The sequence below is a fragment of the Pseudoalteromonas rubra genome (genome assembly GCF_005887095.1).
GTDB classification, from domain to species: Bacteria; Pseudomonadota; Gammaproteobacteria; order Enterobacterales; family Alteromonadaceae; genus Pseudoalteromonas; species Pseudoalteromonas rubra_E.
On record NZ_PNCI01000040.1, the window covers coordinates 1 to 18,799 of the forward strand.

General features: G+C 46.9%; 13 protein-coding genes and 4 tRNA genes. 12 read left to right on the top strand and 5 right to left on the bottom strand.

Going from position 1 to position 18,799, the window contains the following annotated elements:
- The first annotated feature begins 174 nt into the window (after positions 1-174).
- From CWB99_RS16780 to CWB99_RS16825, 10 genes are all read left to right on the top strand, one after another.
- A tRNA-Lys gene (locus tag CWB99_RS16780) sits at positions 175-250 on the top strand.
- A 156-nt stretch (positions 251-406) separates the two neighbouring features.
- A tRNA-Lys gene (locus tag CWB99_RS16785) sits at positions 407-482 on the top strand.
- 168 nt (positions 483-650) lie between these two features.
- Positions 651-726, top strand: a tRNA-Lys gene (locus CWB99_RS16790).
- Between the two features lie 130 nt (positions 727-856).
- A complete protein-coding gene (gene nadA / locus CWB99_RS16795) occupies positions 857-1,900 on the top strand; it encodes a quinolinate synthase NadA (protein ID WP_138552797.1) in 1,044 nt (347 codons plus the stop codon).
- A 109-nt stretch (positions 1,901-2,009) separates the two neighbouring features.
- Positions 2,010-2,100, top strand: a tRNA-Ser gene (locus CWB99_RS16800).
- Between the two features lie 157 nt (positions 2,101-2,257).
- Complete coding sequence (locus CWB99_RS16805; RefSeq protein WP_138552798.1) at positions 2,258-3,286, top strand: GGDEF domain-containing protein; 1,029 nt, start codon at positions 2,258-2,260, stop codon at positions 3,284-3,286.
- Positions 3,287-3,444: 158 nt separating this feature from the next.
- The gene (gene recC, locus CWB99_RS16810) at positions 3,445-6,744 is read left to right on the top strand and encodes an exodeoxyribonuclease V subunit gamma (protein WP_138552799.1); all 3,300 of its coding nucleotides are present in this window, start codon (positions 3,445-3,447) and stop codon (positions 6,742-6,744) included.
- Complete coding sequence (gene recB / locus CWB99_RS16815) at positions 6,731-10,267, top strand: exodeoxyribonuclease V subunit beta (RefSeq protein ID WP_138552800.1); 3,537 nt, start codon at positions 6,731-6,733, stop codon at positions 10,265-10,267. The genes recC and recB overlap by 14 nt, the downstream gene beginning before the upstream one ends.
- Positions 10,267-12,183, top strand: a complete 1,917-nt coding sequence (gene recD, locus CWB99_RS16820) for an exodeoxyribonuclease V subunit alpha (protein ID WP_138552801.1) — start codon at positions 10,267-10,269, stop codon at positions 12,181-12,183. Before recB ends, recD begins: the two co-directional genes overlap by 1 nt.
- Before the next feature lie 234 nt (positions 12,184-12,417).
- Positions 12,418-12,939, top strand: coding sequence for a DUF962 domain-containing protein (locus CWB99_RS16825; RefSeq protein ID WP_138552802.1), 522 nt, complete (start codon positions 12,418-12,420; stop codon positions 12,937-12,939).
- 17 nt (positions 12,940-12,956) lie between these two features.
- On the opposite strand, the gene CWB99_RS16830 is transcribed toward CWB99_RS16825, so the two are convergent.
- Positions 12,957-13,913 (bottom strand): FHA domain-containing protein, encoded by a 957-nt coding sequence (locus CWB99_RS16830; RefSeq protein ID WP_054013993.1) that lies wholly within the window; start codon positions 13,911-13,913, stop codon positions 12,957-12,959.
- 343 nt (positions 13,914-14,256) lie between these two features.
- On the opposite strand from CWB99_RS16830, the gene CWB99_RS16835 reads away from it, so the two are divergent.
- Positions 14,257-14,847, top strand: coding sequence for a CBS domain-containing protein (locus CWB99_RS16835; RefSeq protein ID WP_138552803.1), 591 nt, complete (start codon positions 14,257-14,259; stop codon positions 14,845-14,847).
- 1 nt (position 14,848) lies between these two features.
- Here the strand turns inward: CWB99_RS16835 and CWB99_RS16840 are convergent, their stop codons facing one another.
- The 3 genes from CWB99_RS16840 to CWB99_RS16850 all read right to left on the bottom strand — a co-directional run bounded on the left by CWB99_RS16840 (position 14,849) and on the right by CWB99_RS16850 (position 17,200).
- Positions 14,849-15,760 carry a M14 family metallopeptidase gene (locus tag CWB99_RS16840; RefSeq protein ID WP_138552804.1) on the bottom strand — a complete coding sequence of 304 codons (912 nt, stop codon included), beginning with the start codon at positions 15,758-15,760 and terminating at the stop codon, positions 14,849-14,851.
- 62 nt (positions 15,761-15,822) lie between these two features.
- Positions 15,823-16,233 carry a hypothetical protein gene (locus tag CWB99_RS16845; RefSeq protein WP_138552805.1) on the bottom strand — a complete coding sequence of 137 codons (411 nt, stop codon included), beginning with the start codon at positions 16,231-16,233 and terminating at the stop codon, positions 15,823-15,825.
- A gap of 106 nt (positions 16,234-16,339) precedes the next feature.
- Positions 16,340-17,200 carry a hypothetical protein gene (locus CWB99_RS16850; protein ID WP_138552806.1) on the bottom strand — a complete coding sequence of 287 codons (861 nt, stop codon included), beginning with the start codon at positions 17,198-17,200 and terminating at the stop codon, positions 16,340-16,342.
- A gap of 227 nt (positions 17,201-17,427) precedes the next feature.
- On the opposite strand from CWB99_RS16850, the gene CWB99_RS16855 reads away from it, so the two are divergent.
- Positions 17,428-17,820, top strand: coding sequence for a hypothetical protein (locus CWB99_RS16855; protein WP_138552807.1), 393 nt, complete (start codon positions 17,428-17,430; stop codon positions 17,818-17,820).
- A 33-nt stretch (positions 17,821-17,853) separates the two neighbouring features.
- On the opposite strand, the gene CWB99_RS16860 is transcribed toward CWB99_RS16855, so the two are convergent.
- Positions 17,854-18,792, bottom strand: coding sequence for a LysR family transcriptional regulator (locus CWB99_RS16860; RefSeq protein ID WP_138552808.1), 939 nt, complete (start codon positions 18,790-18,792; stop codon positions 17,854-17,856).
- Positions 18,793-18,799: the final 7 nt, after the last annotated feature.

Below are 18,799 nucleotides of genomic sequence, written 5' to 3' on the forward strand. Positions count from 1 at the left end.
CCACCATTCACATTTGGTGTAATACTTAAGTAAATTTCGAGCGGGTCATTAGCTCAGTTGGGTGAGAAAAACGAAGCATCGCTTCGCAGTTTTCGAACGCGAGTCAGGACGACGACGCTAACCGGTAGCCGGCACCAAGCGTCAGGACGACTTAATGGCATTTTAACACCGAGCGGGTCATTAGCTCAGTTGGTAGAGCAGTGGACTTTTAATCCATTGGTCGATGGTTCGAGTCCATCATGACCCACCATTCAAATTTGGTGTGATACTTAAGTAACTTTCGAGCGGGTCATTAGCTCAGTTGGGTGAGAAAAACGAAGCATCGCTTCGCAGTTTTCGAACGCGAGTCAGGACGACAAGCCGGCTCCAAGCGTCAGGACGACTTAATGGCACTTTAACACCGAGCGGGTCATTAGCTCAGTTGGTAGAGCAGTGGACTTTTAATCCATTGGTCGATGGTTCGAGTCCATCATGACCCACCATTCACATTTGGTGTATTACTTAAGTAACTTTCGAGCGGGTCATTAGCTCAGTTGGGTGAGAAAAACGAAGCATCGCTTCGCAGTTTTCGAACGCGAGTCAGGACGACGACGCTAACCGGTAGCCGGCTCCAAGCGTCAGGACGACTTAATGGCACTTTAACACCGAGCGGGTCATTAGCTCAGTTGGTAGAGCAGTGGACTTTTAATCCATTGGTCGATGGTTCGAGTCCATCATGACCCACCATTCTTGCTGAATCCCTATCCTTTCATATTCTCTTAAATATTCCTTCAAAATACCGTCTTCAACTAGGATTATTGCCCCGATTTTCGTATAATTCGCGGATATTCCGTCATGTGGACTAGTGGTCGAGAGAATGAGTCTAGCAGAACAAATTATGCCGGAGGATTATATTTTTCCTCCAAAACCTGCGCCTTTAACTAAGCAGGAACAAGCCGAATATAAAACCAGAATTAAAGCGTTGCTCAAAGAAAAGAACGCTGTCCTGGTTGCCCATTATTACACTGATCCTGAGATCCAAGCTTTGGCCGAGGAAACAGGTGGATGCGTAGCGGATTCGCTGGAAATGGCTCGCTTTGGTGCTAAGCAACAAGATGCCGATATGATCATCGTTGCCGGTGTACGCTTTATGGGTGAAACCGCCAAGATCTTAACACCAGAAAAAACCGTTGTTATGCCCACTTTGGCAGCAACCTGTTCTCTGGATGTAGGCTGTCCTATCGACGCGTTTTCTGCGTTTTGTGATCAACATCCGGACAGAAAAGTGGTTGTATACGCTAATACCTCAACCGCAGTGAAAGCGCGCGCTGACTGGATTGTGACTTCGTCTTGTGCACTTGAGATTGTTGAGCATCTGGACTCAGAAGGCGAGAAGATCATCTGGGGACCAGATAAACACTTGGGTTCTTACATCCAAAAGAAAACCGGTGCCGATATGATCATGTGGAACGGTGCCTGTATCGTTCACGATGAGTTTAAAACCAAAGCGCTTAAAGACATGAAAGCCCTGCACCCCGATGCGGCAGTATTGGTGCATCCAGAGTCGCCAGCCGAGATCGTTGATCTGGCAGATGCTGTGGGTTCAACAAGCCAGCTGATTAAAGCGGCGCAGGAAATGCCTAATCAGAAGTTCATCGTAGCGACTGATCGCGGTATCTTTTACAAAATGCAGCAGTTATGCCCTGAAAAAGAGTTCTTCGAGGCGCCAACGGCGGGTGAAGGGGCAACCTGTAAGAGTTGTGCTCACTGTCCGTGGATGGCAATGAACGGCCTTAAAGCCATTGAAGAAGCGCTACTAGACCCAAGCGGAAAAGAAGTCTTCGTTGACATGGAGTTACGCGAAGGTGCACTACGCTCGCTTAACCGTATGTTGGATTTCTCTGCAAGCTTACAAAAATAGACTAAGTTGCTTAGTTACTAAGCATTTAGCTGTGTTTTTACAAAAAATACTTGCTAAATTGCGACGCTTTTCATAGTATTAGCGCCGCACCCAAGCGGTGCTACAGCGCGGAGAGATGGCTGAGTGGCTTAAGGCGCACGACTGGAACTCGTGTATACGTTTATAGCGTATCGAGGGTTCGACTCCCTCTCTCTCCGCCATTCCTTATTTTGAAAAGGCGTCCAGTTGGACGCCTTTTTGCTTTGTACCACGTCTTAATTAGACTTCATGATCACTGGTTGTTGCTAAACTTGGTAGTACACACTTTGGTAAAAAGCCGTTACTATATCTGGCATAAATCGAGTCTGTGAGTTTCGAATGCAAGAAGAGCTACTCAATTCAGTAATTAAAATAACTAAAACAAGAGACATTGATTCACTCGAATACAGCCTGCTATCTACAATTCAGGAGCTGGTAGGGTGTAAGCACTTATGTGTCTATAAAAACTTTAATACCCAAGAAGATCTTGCTGTTGAGCGCAGTATTGGCCTGACCATGCACGGCGAGCGAGAGTTTGAATGGCTTGACAGGCAAGTCATTGAACAGCCTCAGTCTGAATTGATTTCTTGTTTGCAGTCTTCCTGCATTATTACGGTGCAAAGTGCAGATGGCATAGAAAAGCGCTGGTTACCTATCAATATCCATGAAACACCGGTTGGTGCGATTGAAGTGCACTCTGGTGGCCTCGACAGTAATGAACAGGTACTGCTCAATGCCTTTGTCCGTATCTACGAAAACTATCTGACCATATTGCATGAAAATGAGCGGGATAAACTCACTGGCTTATTAAATCGTCAAACATTTGAGAAAAAGCTGAAGCAGCTGCTTGAAAAGCAAGTCATTAAACAAAATCGCCATATTCGCGATGATCAGGATCCCCGTACTTTCCATCAGGGGGCCACATCCTGGCTTGCGATGATAGACATAGATCATTTCAAACAGGTTAACGATAACTACGGTCATGTTTGTGGGGACGAAGTGTTGTTGCTGGTTGCACAGAAAATGCAACAGTTTTTCCGTTCCACGGATCTGTTATTTCGATTTGGCGGCGAAGAGTTTGTATTGGTGTTTGAGCCGACAGACCAAGCGTCTATAGAGGCAAAACTGGAAAAGTTCTTAGCACTTATTCGAAGCACGCACTTTCCGTTTGTCAAAAAGCTCACAGTGAGCGCCGGACTTGCTCGGATCAGCCCCTATGACTTCCCAATCAATGTGTTGGAAAATGCAGACAGAGCGTTATATTACGCAAAAGAAAATGGCCGTGATCAGGTCGCATTTTTCGAAACCCTGCTCAATACCAATAAGCTTGAGCGCCACGACGAAGGCTCAGGGATCGACTTGTTCTGAGCAAAAGAAGCAATTGACGGTAACTGTACTCAGTTACCGTACTCTAATTCCACATATCCGTCAGATAGCGGGCTTGTCCTGGCTCATTGCTATTCACCTGTGAAATCTCTTACACTGTCCTAAGTCCGAAACCTGCTTAAAAAGCCCGAGACATCATTATGTTGCACATAATCCAATCAAATCGAATGGAAGCCCTTCAATCTCAGTTTACGACTGTGCTGAAACAAGCGCCCCTGCGGGACCCCTTTGCCAACGAAGTTGTGCTGGTTCAGTCTCCGGGTATGTCTCAGTGGCTTAAAAATGGCTTGAGCCGCGATATTGGTTATGCGGCGCAGGTGGAGTTCCCGCTGCCACTGAGCTTCATCTGGTGCCTCTATCAACAGTTTTTGCCCGATGTGCCAAAAGAGTCACCTTTCAATAAAAATAATATGAGCTGGAAGCTCTTTACGCTATTACCTGAGAAGCTCTCAACCCCTGTCTATGAACCACTCAGAGCGTACCTGGAAGACACAATTGATAGCCCTCAGGCTGAGCTTAAGCGCTTTGCATTGTGTGAAAAAATTGCGGATGTCTACGACCAATACCTTATGTACCGCCCCAACTGGCTTGAACAATGGGAACAGGGGGTAGATCCCCTGGAAGATGTAGATGTTGGTATCGCGCCCTGGCAGCCTGATTTGTGGCGGGCACTGGTCTCGCATACACACAGTTTGGGACAAAGCCCTTACAACCGGGCGAATATGCACCAACAGCTGCTGGCAAAGCTGGCAGATGCAGACCCTTCAACATTGCCAGAGCGGATCAGTATTTTTGGTCTTTCTGCGATGGCAACGAACCAGTTAGAAATATTTAATGCCTTGGCACAGAAGATTGATGTGCTGCTGTTTTTCTTCAATCCCAGTGAGCATTACTGGGGAGATCTGGTCGATGAGAAAACTCAGGCAAAGATCCTTGCGAAATATAAGATTAAACCCACACTGGATGCTCAGTTACAAAAGCAGGCGGGAGAGGGCGGTTACTATAATACCGGTAACCCTTTACTATCTTCCTGGGGCAAGTTAGGCCGAGATTATCTTGAGCAGTTACTGCAAACCGATGCCCGCTGGCTGGACGGCTTTGATGATCATTTTGGTAGTAGTTTACTGGCTCAGTTGCAGCAGGAGATCTATCAGTTGGCTTTTAAAGGTGAGTCTCTAGTTGCCGACCCTAACTGGTATGTCTGCTCTGAAGGGCGACAGATCATTGAAGAAAATGACAGATCGGTGCTGCTCAGTGATTGTCATACACCTTTGCGTGAGGTTGAGTTACTGCATGATCACCTGCTGAGTTTATTTCATGAAGACCCGACACTGACACCCAAGGATATCATTGTCATGATGCCAGATGTGGGTAATTACAGCCCCTATATCGAAGCGGTATTTGGAAGTGCCTCGGGGCCAAGAAGTATTCCGTTTGCCCTGGCGGATATGAGCATAGAACAGGAAAAGCCAGTATTAAATTCCTTTGTGACATTAGTTGGATTGCCGTTTAACCGCTTTAGTGTGTCAGACATGATGGATCTGTTGGGTGTGGAGCCAATTAGCAGGCGCTTTGGTGTTGAGGCAAGTGAGTTTGTCCAGATCCAAACCTGGCTTGAGCAGGTCGCGGTTAAGTGGGGGTTAAATGGGCAGCATAAGCGTGATTATGGGTTACCAGAAATTTCCTTGAATACCTGGCGGCATGGGTTGCAGCGGCTCTTGTTAGGCATTGCCAGCGCCGATGAGCTAACGGCCTATGATGAGATTTACCCAGCTGATGCCGTAGAAGGCATGGCGGTCAATACGCTGAGCAAACTGATTGCCTTTATTGAAGCGCTAGAGCATACCCGCAATCAGTTGATGCTTGCGACACCGCTGAATGAAAAAAGTGTGGTATTGAGAAAAGTACTGGCTGATTTTTATGATCAGGAAATGGACCAAAGTTGGGATCTACTGCAATTACACAAGGTCATCGATGAGCTGGAAAAGCACCATGATAACGGTGACTTTACCGGCCCTGTGGATGCCAGAATTGTGTTGCATCAGGTGCGTCAGGGGATCAAAGATAAAGGAGTCGGTCAGCGCTTCTTAGCGGGCGCGGTGAATTTTTGTACCCTGATGCCGATGCGAGCAGTGCCGTTTAAGGTGGTGTGCTTGCTGGGAATGAATGACACCGACTATCCACGACAGGTGCAGCCAATTGGTTTTGATCTGGTGCCGTATTCACGACGTCGAAAAGGGGATCGGTCGCGTAAATTAGATGATCGTTATCTGTTTCTCGAAGCGCTGCTCAGCGCGCGCCAGCATTTGTACATCAGCTATTTGGGACGCTCCTGCTACAATAATGAGCTGCAGATGCCATCAATTCTGGTCAGTGAGTTATGTGAGTATCTGGATCGTGCTTTTTGTTATCAGGATGACGCACTGCAACCCAGTAAGCAAATCTACCTGCAAGCTCCTTTGCAACCATTTAGCAGGCAACACTATCAGTCTGGTCCACTGCACAGCTTTAATCCCAACTGGTGCCCACATCAGAGTGAGGCTCACAAAGATGTGACGCAGTCAGATACAGAAAAATATATCGACGTTGGTTTGCCGGATGAACTCGAACTGGCTGAATTTCTGCGTGCCTGCCTTGCGCCGCAGCGCTGGTTTTATCAATTTACCCTGGGGGTTCGTCTGGTTTCGCTGGAAGAAGAGTTATCAGATAGTGAACCCTTTGCATTAGACCCGTTGACACGCTATCAGTATCTCGACGAAATTTTGCATAGTGAGCTAACCGAAACTCCTTTGCCTGAAACACAACTTTTGCAGCGAGCTCAGCTTCCTCAGGCCAATGTTGGCGTGGTAGAATTACAAAAACTAAAAGGACGCATTGCAGCCTTATCGGGGCGGCTAAAAGGCGTCGTTACTGAGCAGTCAGAGCCCGTAGAGGTTGCATTGCAAATAGGCTCGACGCGCTTGCAGGGTTGGCTGGGTAATGTGTACCTGGGACGCCAAGTGTTTTATCGCACAGCCAGTATTAAAGGTAAAGACAGGATCCGCGGTTACCTGATGCACTTAGTCGCCAACTGCGTAACACGGGAGGTAGAAACCCACGTATACGGGCTGGACGAGCAAGTGATATTCCCCCCCATCAGCAGGGATGAGGCGCATGTACAGTTGTCAAAATGGCTGAGGTTCTATGGCCAGTTGATCACCCGTGCGGTGCCTTTTTTCCCGGCTACCAGTTACGAATTCTGTAAAACGCAAGACATGAGCAAAGCGTTGAATAAATTTCAGGGAGGCCAATATGTTGGGTTTGGAGACAGTGAAGACCCTTATGTTGCTTTGAGTTTCCCGTCATTACTGGCCTGCGAAAACGAATTTACGCAACTGAGTCTGGAGATGCTGACACCGCTTATTGACCTTGCGCAGGAGTCCCGCTATGAAACGGCTTGATCCACAAACGATGCCTTTATCTGGCCACAACCTGATTGAGGCCAGTGCCGGAACCGGTAAAACCTATACCATTACGGGCCTGTATTTACGTTATCTGTTGGGGCTAGTTGACTCAAAAACACAGTCGACTCCCTATAGTGTCGAACAGATCCTGGTGGTGACCTTTACTGAAGCGGCTACCCAGGAGATTAAAGACCGGGTGCGCAGACGAATTGTGCAGGCAAGGGATGCTTTGCTTGGTGACGAATGCAATGACACCTTGATTAACGAACTGCTGGCGCAGGTTGAAGACCATGAAAGTGCCTATCATTTACTTGATGCGGCGGCGAAATCGATGGATGAAGCCGCAATTTTTACTATTCATGGTTTTTGTCAGCGTATGCTCAAGCAGCACGCATTTGAATCTAACCTGAGCTTTAATCTGGAGTTTATTCTGGATGACAGTGAGCTGTTCAATGCGGCCGTGGAGGACCACTGGAGACGATTCGTTTATACCCTGGATTCGGATAAGACTGAGCTGGTGTTGTCGTATTTTTCGCACCCACAAGCCTTAGCGAAACGCCTCTACCCGATACTCAAACGCGCAGATGCTCAACTGAGGCCAGAACTTGACCTGGCAAGCGTGCTGGATCAGAGAGCACAATATCAGAACCAGGCCGCGCAGTTTAAGCAAAAACTTCTGAACTCTGATTTTTTCCAGGTATTGCGTGATGCCGGGTTGGCTAAAAATAAAGCCCCCGGGCGACCTGCAAATATTCAGGCGCTGATCGACTATTGCATGGGTGAAGACTGGTTTTTTGAATTTGGCACCAGTAAGCATTCGTTTGCGTTATGGGGCGAGGCCCAGCTGAGCGACCCAAAAAACTATACTAAAACGGGTCAGCCTGTTGTTCATCCAGCCGTGGCATGGTTCGATGAGATGGCACAGTTACACCAGAGTGTGTCTAAAGGGTTGCCAATTGCTTTGCTACAGCATGCGCTGCAAGAAGTTCGCACGCTGATGAGCCGCTCTAAGCTGGAACATAGCCTTATCTCTCCGGACGATTTGCTACAAAACTTACATCAGGCATTGCTGGGTACGCAAGGTAAGGTGTTAGCAGACAAAATAGCGCAGCTCTATCCGGTAGCCATGATTGACGAGTTTCAGGACACAGATCCAACCCAGTTTGGTATATTCTCACGCATTTATGGTAGCGAAAATGGTCAGGGGCTGACCATGATTGGCGACCCTAAACAGGCTATTTATGGATTCCGTGGTGCAGATATTTTCACCTATATCGGTGCCAAGCGGCAGGTTGAACAGACACGGCAGTTTACTTTGGATAAAAATTATCGGTCTTCCCGGCGTGTGGTGTCAGCCGTCAATGCCATTTTCACAACGCAACCAGATAGCTTTATTTTCAATCGCGATATTCCCTTTATTGAAGTGGGTGCTGCGGGTAAAGACGCTGACAATACCTTCACCTTGGATGGCGTCGAACCACCAGCCTTACAGTTCAATGTGCTTGAAGATGATGAGACACCCGTAACCCCAAAAGCCAAAGCCTACCCTATGCTGGCGCAAGGTTTTGCAGCCCAGATTGCTCAGCTTTTGACTTTGGCGCAGCAGGGGCGAGCGTGTATAGGTCAGCGTGCAGTACAGGCCGCGGATATTTGTGTGCTGGTTCGCGACAGAAATGAAGCGCGTGAAATCAAACAGGCTTTGCAGTTAGCCGGAGTCAGTAGCGTATATCTGGCCCGGGACAGCGTGTTTTCTCAGCCAGTAGCGCAAGCAGTCTGGCAATTACTTCATGTTGTGCATGGCAGCTATGATGAAGCTGCATTACGCGGGGTTCTGGCGGGGCCGTTGTTTGCTCTGAATGAGCAGCAAATTTATGCTCTGCGCACTCAGGAAGGGCAATGGCAGCGCTATCTTATGCAGTTCGCCCAGCTCAAGCAGCTTTGGTATCAGCAAGGGGCGATGGCCACACTGGAGTCTTTATTGGTTGATAATCAACTTGTATTACTTTGGCAGCGGGCGGGTTTTGAGGTTGAGCGCTGGCTCACCGACTACCGACATCTGGCTGAATTGCTGCAGCATAAACAGATTGAGTTGGAAGGTACACAGCGGGTAATGCGCTGGTTGCAGTCTCAGTGTGTCAACCCCAACTATGAGGGCACTCAGCTGCGTCTGGAGAGTGATGCTGATCTGGTCAAAATCGTGACCATGCATGCGTCTAAAGGACTTGAATATCCGCTGGTCTACATGCCTTTTGCCAGTGCTTACAGGAGAGCAGATGACGCGATTTATCATGAAAACGGTGAGCTGGTACTTAACCTGGATGCCGACGAACAGGCACAACAGAGCGCTGAGCAGGAACGCCTGGCAGAAGATATCCGTTTGCTTTATGTTGCGCTGACCCGGGCAATTCACTACTGCAGTCTTGGTTTGTATAACCTGCCGCTGGGTCGCAGTAAAAAGCCGGGGATCCAGCAAAGTGCCTTGGGATATGTGCTATTCGGCAAGGACAAAGTAACCCAGGCAACACAATGGCATGAGCAACTCAGGAACTTGTGTGCAGGTAAAGAAGAGATGGCTTACCAGACATTAGAAACGGTGCCTTGCCTTTATCAGCCAACCGACACTGAACAATCTCAAACTGCATACACCCGGCCCGTCGAGGTTAGCATTGAGCAGAACTGGCGCATGACGAGTTTCAGCCAGCTCAGCTATCATGAGGCCAGTGCTGAGCGACCCGTTGGGGCGCAAGATGAGAACCATAAAATTGACTTACCTGAGCCAAGTGTGGTCAAACGTCATACGCCATACACTTTTGTCAAAGGGGCAAGAGCCGGTAGTTGTTTGCACGAGATATTTGAGCAGATAGATTTCACTTCGCCACATGCCCCTGTCTCGCCAGACAAGCTGACTTTGGCAGCAGCCACCTTAGCCTGTCTTGAGAAGTATCATCTCGATACGGTGTGGCAGGAAACCGTGGAGCACTGGATTTTGGGGTGTCTGAATGCGCCATTAAACCCGTCTCCTGAGTTGACGCTGAGCCAGCTGAGCGTCTCGGATTGTCTGGTAGAAATGGAGTTTCAGTTACCACTAAAGCGGTTGTCTTATACCAAACTCAACAAGTTGGTTGCGCAAATTACCGGCGCGCCCAGCCACTTGCGCTTCGATGAAGTACAGGGCATGCTCAAAGGGTTTATTGACCTGATTTTTGTCTGGCAGGGGCGATATTTCATCCTCGATTATAAATCAAATTATCTGGGGGATACCGCAGCCGATTATCAGGCTGATAATCTTGCACTGGCAATGAATTCTCATCAGTACCACCTTCAGTATTTAATTTACTCCGTTGCCTTACACCGGCTATTGAAGCACCGCCTTGCCGACTACAGCCCGCAGCGTCATCTGGGTGGCGTCTATTATCTGTTCCTGCGGGCGCTACCCGATGGTGCCGGATGTTTCTTTACACAACTTGATGAAGACACTTTGTTGCAACTGGATGCCTTATTCGAGGCGGGAGAAGAATAATGTCACAGAGTATGTTTGAATTCCCAGCCGACAATCTGGACCATCAGGCTTATATCGCTCTGTTAATACATGCCCGGCGCGTGCGTGCTGCGGATGTAGCATTGGCAAAGCTGCTATGTCAGGAGCGATTCGACACGGTATTTTATCTTATTTTATTGCTGCAACGGGCTGAGCAAAGTCAGCATACGTGCTTATTACTTGCAGAAATAGACTGGCAGAATCCTTTTGCGCTAAGTGCAGACGATATAAGTGCGTTTTCTGGCATGTCGGATTTGGTGACTACATTACCTTATACCCCGTTTGATGATCCCGAGGCGGCACTGACGGCGTTAAGCGAACACCCTGCTGTAGGAGAGGGCAGGCCGCTGAGGTTGTTCGCAGGTCGGCTATATTTGGGGCGGCTGGCTGAGTATGAAGCGTATCTAAGTAAACGTTTTCAATCGATGGCACAGCAATCCATCGGTCTGAATGAGTCGCAGTTAAGTGATTTGCTGGACCAGTATTTTCCTGACAATCAGGCTCAGGGAATTGACTGGCAAAAGGTTGCCTGCGCTATGGCTGCATCCAGCGGTTTTTGCGTGATTACAGGTGGCCCGGGGACTGGAAAAACCACCACAGTGACCAAGTTGCTGGCGATTTTACAGTCGCTGTATGCCGATGTGCCGCTGGGTATAAAACTGGTGGCGCCAACGGGTAAAGCTGCTGCAAGACTTAGCGAATCAATAATTGGTGCGAAAGGGCGACTGGCACTGGGCCCTGAGCTGGCTGCGCTGATCCCCGAGCAGGCTCAAACCATTCATCGTTTGCTTGGCGTTATCCCAAATACGAATCGATTTATTCATCACGAGCAGAATTTGCTGCACCTCGATTTGCTGATAGTAGATGAAGCTTCTATGGTTGACCTGGCTTTGATGAGCAAGTTGGTGAAGGCATTGCCTCCTCATGCCAGGTTGATTTTACTGGGAGATAAAGACCAGCTTGCTTCGGTTGATACAGGTAGCATATTGAGCGACTTGTGCGGTCATCTGATATTGGGAGCTCAACCTCCATACACGGCGAATCGAGCGGCGTTTTTAAATCAGGTGTGCTTTGCAGGCAGTACAGTATTAAAAGGCAAAGCGAGCCGTTATGCGCTGGCCGATGCCACGGCATTTTTACAGCAAAGCCATCGCTTTAAAAGTGACAGTGGGATTGGCCAGCTGGCCAGTGCCGTCAATCATAATCAGCCAGAGCATTTGCAGCAGGTCATAAATCACGGGTATAGCGACCTGAGCTTTTATGGTCTCGGTGTTGAGCAATACAATGCCTTGCTTGAGCGTGCAGCGGATCAATATAGTGTCTATCTGAAGGCCATTGAGGACAATCGCGGTGCAGCAGACATCCATACACTGTTTGGCCAGTATCAGCTTCTGGCTGCGGTCAGAGAAGGTCCTTACGGTGTTTCTGAGCTCAACAGGCGGATAGAGCAAAGACTCGCGCAGCGCAGGCTGATTGTACCATACAGCCGATTTTATGCGGGTATGCCTATTATGATTACGCAAAATGATTATCAGCTTAAGCTCTTTAATGGTGATATTGGGATCTTATTGCCCGACGACGATGGCCAGCTTTACGCAACCTTTATCGATGAACAAAGCAAAGTAAGGCACTTTTACCCGGCAAGACTCCCTAGTTTTGAACTGGTGTATGCCATGACCATTCATAAGTCGCAGGGGTCTGAGTTTGATTATACTGCATTGATCCTGCCGCCAATTCAGCGAGCAGGAAAAGGGGTGAATCGTCAGCTGGTTTATACGGGTATCACCCGTGCTAAACGGCATCTGGAATTAAATTGTCAGCCTCAGGTGTTGCAATTATCGATGCAGACACAGGCCGGGCGACACTCTGGAATGAGTGAAAGGTTACGTTTGGGTTAAATTTATGTTTTTATCTTGTTTGTTTATCTGATTGGTCTACAGTAGTTAATAACGGAGATGACAAACCGTGTTCATCACCGTTGATAACCCAGTGATTTATGCCGCCAGCAGCCTGGCGGCATTTTTATTTCTAGTAACTGTAAGACATGGGTAGTCTAATATTGGGACAGTGTTGACTTTTTCAACGGATTACGGCTTTATAAAATAAAGTAATTACTCAAAAGAATAAGAAAGATGAAAACACTTGAACAACACTTGATCAACTACGCGCTTTATCACAGAGATAAGCGCAATATTGCAACGCACTTTGTCGGTGTCCCCCTGATTGTGTTTGCGGTTGTCTGGATGACATTTTTACCCTTGGGACTGTTTGAGCAGGCCCAGATAACCTTGTCCGCCTGTTTGATTCTGCTCGTTAGCATTTACTACTTATATCTGTCACCCACACTCGGCAGCTGGATGATAGGGTTTTTGTTGGTTTGTCAGATTGCAGCCAATTATGCATTTGAGGTTGTGGCTCAGGCGGGCATTGACGTTGTCTGGTTTTATGTGATGGGACTTGCTTTGTTTGTCATTGGTTGGGTTATCCAGTTTATCGGGCATTTTTTTGAAGGAAAAAAACCGGCTTTTGCGGATGACCTGATGGGGTTGTTGATAGGCCCTTTGTTTGTGATGATGGAGTTATTAAATAAGGTAGGTTGCTTTAGGGCACTTGAGCAGCGTATAAACAGTGAGGCCGGTCCATACCGGCCTTAAGATACTATGGCTAGATACTAGATAGAAATCCGAGTTTCTAACTGGCAGCCCTTAACAATGGTAATATTCTGACAATTCAGGCGAATTTTACCATTGTTGGTTTCCAGCACATAAGCCAGCTCAGGTGCTCTGTCACCGCCGGCTTCGGTAAGCTGCTTACGAGCGCGATGTACCATAATATTCATATGATTAGTTTGTACTCCCAGTGCTTTGGCGAGATCTTCTCGGTAAAGCCACCCTTGAGACTCTGTGTCCATGCCATTTTGCTTATCATCAATACGTGTTCTGGCTAACAACAGCATCAGATAATGATGTGTACGACAACCGAGGTCAATTTCCTGACCCTCCAGCTCTAGTGTCAAATCGGTCTTTTCTTCATCCTGACTGACGCTGAAATTAAGGGCGATTGGTTTCACCACAGGCTGATTGTCGAGGTGCTTGGTCATTGTTGATGTGTTGGCGCAGTAGAATAGCCACTGCTGGCCAAACAGAGAAACAACACCACCATCGATCAGGGCTTGTCTATCTGAAGTATTGAGATCTTCAAGGAACCAGTAGTTGAGTAACGCATCAAAATAGACAATGTGACTGGCCTCTTCATCATTTGGGAGTAAGATCTGATTTTCCAGTTCAATTACCTGATTTGGGTTGCTCTGTGAAACCAGGTACTGACAATTGGCATTTAAGTTAGCCACAACATAAGAGTTTTGGCCTGGGGCAGCAAAATCTATTTTATCGTGCTCCGAGAGCTGATAAGGAAGGTTTTTATCGATCTTTTTATCGTTTATCCAGATGCCGTTAGTACTGACATCACGGATCAACCAAGTGTCATTGGCGTGCTCAATAATGGCATGGTGCCTTGAAATACCGGGCTTATCGACGAACGTATCTACATTAAACTTGTAACGCCCAAAAGTGTGATAACTTTTCAGGTAAATTTTTTCTAGTTTCTGTTCATCGATTAAATAAGCCATAAATTTTTCCTAACTTTCCGTATAAGTGACGCACACGATTTTGAATGTCGGTGGAGATTCTACCTTGTTGAAGGGACTATTTCCTTAGTTACCTTCAGTTTATAAAAAGGACCCGCCGAAGCGGGTACTGTTATTTCAGGAAATATTCACAATAATAAGGCCTGATTCAACAGGTCATTATTTGTGTCCGGGCAAAGACAATTGCGAACCCTAACATTGTAATCAGTTCGCTTTGAACTTGCCATTACAGAGGATTACACCGAGTGATTTGTGCCTTGCATAAAATGCAACTATGTTCCATATTTTCCTTAGAGTGTAGCCATAGCTCGGCAGCGGAGAACATATGAGTGAATACAAATCGCTACAAACCCTAAAGCTAGAAGGGGTCTATCAGTTTTGTGATTACTATGACGCAGAAGCGCTGAGTTTGTCGAGCCCTGCAACTAAGGTGATCACTGACTTTGCAAGACGCCAACCACAGATGATCCAGAAAGATGTAGACATAGATCATGCCGTTTATATGATGTTGAACGGCCACGTACGATCAAAGCTGGTCGTGGACCATGATGATACTTTCTTGGGGGTCGTGGACTCGAAGGATTTGTCGGGCCGTCGGGTGTTATCAATTGCTCAGAAACGACAAGTGGCGCGCAGCGATTTAACCGTTGAAGATGTGATGACGAAAAAACAAGACTTGCATGCAATGCGCTTTACGACCGTTGCAAACGCAAAGATAGGTGACGTGTTACAGACGCTCAGGGAGCTTGGCCAGCAGCATGTTTTACTAATGGATGAAAAGGGCGGTTTAAGAGGTATGATTTCCTCGTCTGATATTGCGCGGGCTTTGCATGTGCCCGTAAACATTTTTCAAAAAGCTCATTCATTTAGAGACATTTTTGAGATTATTCACGAGCACGGGGAACTAATGGCGTGACTTACATGATGCTATTGAGGTAGCTGATAGCACCCTCAATAGAGGCAACCTGTCCGTCAATACAATTCTGCGGTGTCGTATTTGGGCTGTCAGGGTAAACTTCAGTGGTTGTCACGTAGGGGGCGTTTGTCATTCCCATACAGAGTCCTAACTTGGTGGCGTCGTAATTAATGACACCAAACTGCTGTACAGAGACGCCAATCAGGGCATTATTTTCATCCGCTTCGGCAATGTGAGTGACTTTCTTCACTGTGTTGATGATGTGTCGCTGAAACTCTGCCTGAGGTTTTTGGCTGTGTCCAACCAGATAAAACCCATCCGGAATATTCCAGTTATGGTTGACTTTTCCGTCGCGAGCAGCGAGTGCCGGGCGAAACTCACTGTTGTCGGTATCCGTAGTTTCATGTAAGTCGATGTGAAGGATAATTTGTTCCTGCAAACCATTTACATAGTCCATCGCGAGCCCGGACTCTTCAGCCGGACTCTGTGAATGGAAAGAGCGGTTGGGGTCGACAGCCAGCGGATTCCAGCGGTTAATCGTTTCATAGCCCCATGGACTAATGCACGGTAGCACAACAAGATTAAATTTCCCCTGATAAGTGTGGGCATGCTTTTTGGCAAATGCCAGCGCGCCTAATACACCGCTGGTTTCGTAACCGTGCACACCACCAGTTACGAGCACAATTGGTAATTCTGCACACCATGGTGCAGATTTCAGAGCATACACAGGATAGTGGTTTTCATACTTTAGTACACCATACTGCTCAACCTGAAAGCGCGTATTAAGTGCAGTGATGCTGGGCACAATATCTTCAAAATAATCGCGTTTTTTGGTTTGCTGTAGTAACCATTGTTGCTTCTCTTCCTGGTCCCACGGTTTACCGGCCTGTCCGATTGAATACTGTTCTGTCATAACATGTCTCTTTTCCACTGATATTTGCATGCTAATCAGAATAGGTACCCGGAGCAAGTTATCTACGCCAGGTAACCCATATTTTTAAGACGCTGTTGCTGTTCTTTACGTACTCTAAAAGCCAATAGCTTAATGACACCAGTGTGAGTTTTGACCTGAGTAATAGTCAGACCCGCGTAATTAACGAACTCGATAGACTGAATGTTTTCAGCGGGCACGTAATGTCGACGACCTGTCAGGCTAAAAAATGACAGTCCCTGATTGCACAATGTCACACGTTTATGACCGGCCAGGCTCATCAAAAAGTGGATGGCAAATGCAATGGTTACCACACAGGCTAGAGTGATTTGCAGGCTAGCCAGAAAAGACAGATTGAGTTCGGTGAAAAGTCCAGCCAGTGCCAGCAGCGCAATAACGAAAGCGCCAACGACGCTGTAAAAAGTAGTGTTCACTTCCAATTTTAGTTCATTCATTATTTGTTCCTAATATGACAAATTCCCGAGAGGCTGGAAATTTAGGAGAAGAAAATGGAAGAATTATGAATACCTAAAATTAAAACTGATAATTGCGATTTTAGGGTTAAAGAGTGTGCCATTCATCAACCAAAGGATTGATGAATCCGCACTGGCGATAAGCCTGGTAGATAAAGTTATTGGCTTTTAACTTTGCCAGGCCTAGTTTTAGCGCATCAAATGCCTCTGTGCCGAGTGGGTGGTGCCTGGAAACGACAAAATGGCGGCTATCCTGAAGCGCTACCTTTACTCCCTCAATGGCTTCTATCCGGTAACCCGCCCCTTCGTAGAAAAACGGGCGAGTATTGTTGAAGGAGACCAGCATGACATCAACCCAGCCATTGCTGACCAACTTTGCCATTGTGATCCAGTCGTCTTCATGATGAAGCTGCTTAGGGGAGAGTGCCTTGAGTGTGAGCCAGTCAACTAACCAGGCTTTGCTACTTACCACACTCACATTGCTGAGATCTTTGGTAATTTTATTGCGCAAACGTGCTTTGTTGGTGTTTGATGTGTAGATCCCTGCAAAGTACTTTCCTTTTTCGATGATAGGCTCTGAGATATAAACATCATTGTCAATCAACTTGGCCTGAGTGAGCCAGATTGTATCAAAACTCATCAGCAGTAAGCCTGATTCCAGTAACTTCAGGTTCCTTGCATCGTAATTGCCCAGTGTAAAACTAAAAGTGTGTTTAAACCCTCCTTCACGCAGTGCACGTTGCGCGATGAGAAACTCAACAACATCACGTTGGCATTTCGGATGGTTAAATATTTCAGCAGAGAAATTGGAAATGGATTGCTCCGCCAGAATTTCCTTCGCGTACTGATAAATATCTTCCTCTATAGAAATCGAGATACGAGCGTGAGCAGACAGTGATAAGCCTAAAATAAGTAATACTTTCAAAAATAAGAGTTTCAATAAAGGCATAGCGACTCCCGTGTTTTCTAAGAAAGTCTAGCTCAGAGGGGGTGAGTTGACGATTTTTAAAGTGACAACCTGGCATTTGTAGAATATGTTTGAATGCTAGGTTTGATTATATATCAGACATTGGCACGCAGGCGTCAGGCAGAGGAAATTAAGATTTCAGCGAGCCTGGCAATACTATCACCGCTGCCACTGGTAAGGGTCATCTCAATTACAAGGAACTAATTAATATGAAATTTGAACAACTATTGAACCACTTCGATATGGGGATATGTGTGGAGCAATTACAAAAAGAGTCCTTGTTGGATATTGCTCTGTTGTTTGTCAGTATTGATGGAAAAATTGAAACTGAGGAAATGAACATTGTCCGGGATTGGGCAAAAACTTTGCACTGGAATTCAGCTATCTCGCTACAGGATTATATGGATGATGCACTGGGTAAGTGTCTGGTAGCCATTAAGCAGGAGCAGACGGAGAGCTATATTCAGCACAGATTGAGTCACATTGTAGACAAACCCATGCGCGAATTAGCCGTATCAATCGCTCACAAAATCAGTGAAGCAAATGGTGAAGTATGTGACAGTGAGAAACGTGCGCTGGCAATGCTGGAGAATGAGATATAGGGGATACCCCTATATCAGTTGTTGAACTGAGGGCTATTTGAGTGCCTCTGCGACTTCCGCTATTTTTTGTCTTAACCAGATGTGGCTGGCGTCTCGGTGCAAGAGCGGGCTCCAGATCATGTCTAATTCAAATGGCGGAATAGGAAAAGGGGGCTCAAGGATCGTCAGGTTAGGATCGTCGCGGTAGATATTGGCGGCTTTTGATGGCAAGGTCGCTATTAAGTTTTGCTCTTTTGCCAGGTGGATTGCAACGTGGTAGTTGCGTGTAAACGTAGCGATGTTACGGTGCTTCCCGAAATGGGCCAGAGCTTCATCCACCCACCCCAGTTTCTGAACGTCAGCCGGATCCATACCCACGCCAACGCCAAAGCCGGTCTTACTAACCCATATGTGTCGTGCCTTTAAGTAGGCATCTAAATTAAAGCCTGCCCGGATTGGGTTGTCTGACTTGACCAAGCAGCAAAAGCTGTCTTTCCAAATGCGTTTGTGATGGAAAGACTGGGGCAAGTTTTCAAATCGGTTGATCGCCATATCTACCTTGCCATTCTCCACGTCGTGGAAAGTAACATCACTGGGTGTGAGAATGTCGAGTGTGGTATCAGGTGCTTCCATATGTAGCTTATTCAGCAATTTAGGCGCCAGTGTACTGGCTGCGTAATCACTGGCCATAATCCGAAAGACCCGCTTGCTTTGCCCGGGTTCAAACTCTCGATTTGGTGCCAGCGTTTCTTCCAATGTCATTAAAATGCCACGGATAACAGGCTGGAGCTCCAGTGCGCGTTCTGTGGGTACCATGCCTTCACTCGTTCGAACCAGAATGGGATCGTTAAACAAATTTCTTAGCCGCTTCAGACCATTGCTCATTGCAGGTTGAGTAATGCTTAACTGGTTTGCTGCCCGAGTTACATTACATTCTCGTAGTAGCGTATCCAGATAAACCAATAGGTTCAGGTCAATTTTACTTATATTCACGGTGTTC

Bases quoted from the DNA above. Each gene is read 5' to 3' on its own strand.
- CWB99_RS16805 (WP_138552798.1), top strand. From the start codon at position 2,258: ATGCAAGAAGAGCTACTCAATTCAGTAATTAAAATAACTAAAACAAGA.
- recC (WP_138552799.1), top strand. From the start codon at position 3,445: ATGTTGCACATAATCCAATCAAATCGAATGGAAGCCCTTCAATCTCAG.
- CWB99_RS16845 (WP_138552805.1), bottom strand. From the start codon at position 16,233: ATGAATGAACTAAAATTGGAAGTGAACACTACTTTTTACAGCGTCGTT.
- CWB99_RS16855 (WP_138552807.1), top strand. From the start codon at position 17,428: ATGAAATTTGAACAACTATTGAACCACTTCGATATGGGGATATGTGTG.
- nadA (WP_138552797.1), top strand. From the start codon at position 857: ATGAGTCTAGCAGAACAAATTATGCCGGAGGATTATATTTTTCCTCCA.
- CWB99_RS16830 (WP_054013993.1), bottom strand. From the start codon at position 13,913: ATGGCTTATTTAATCGATGAACAGAAACTAGAAAAAATTTACCTGAAA.
- CWB99_RS16825 (WP_138552802.1), top strand. From the start codon at position 12,418: ATGAAAACACTTGAACAACACTTGATCAACTACGCGCTTTATCACAGA.
- CWB99_RS16840 (WP_138552804.1), bottom strand. From the start codon at position 15,760: ATGACAGAACAGTATTCAATCGGACAGGCCGGTAAACCGTGGGACCAG.
- recD (WP_138552801.1), top strand. From the start codon at position 10,267: ATGTCACAGAGTATGTTTGAATTCCCAGCCGACAATCTGGACCATCAG.
- recB (WP_138552800.1), top strand. From the start codon at position 6,731: ATGAAACGGCTTGATCCACAAACGATGCCTTTATCTGGCCACAACCTG.
- CWB99_RS16835 (WP_138552803.1), top strand. From the start codon at position 14,257: ATGAGTGAATACAAATCGCTACAAACCCTAAAGCTAGAAGGGGTCTAT.
- CWB99_RS16850 (WP_138552806.1), bottom strand. From the start codon at position 17,200: ATGCCTTTATTGAAACTCTTATTTTTGAAAGTATTACTTATTTTAGGC.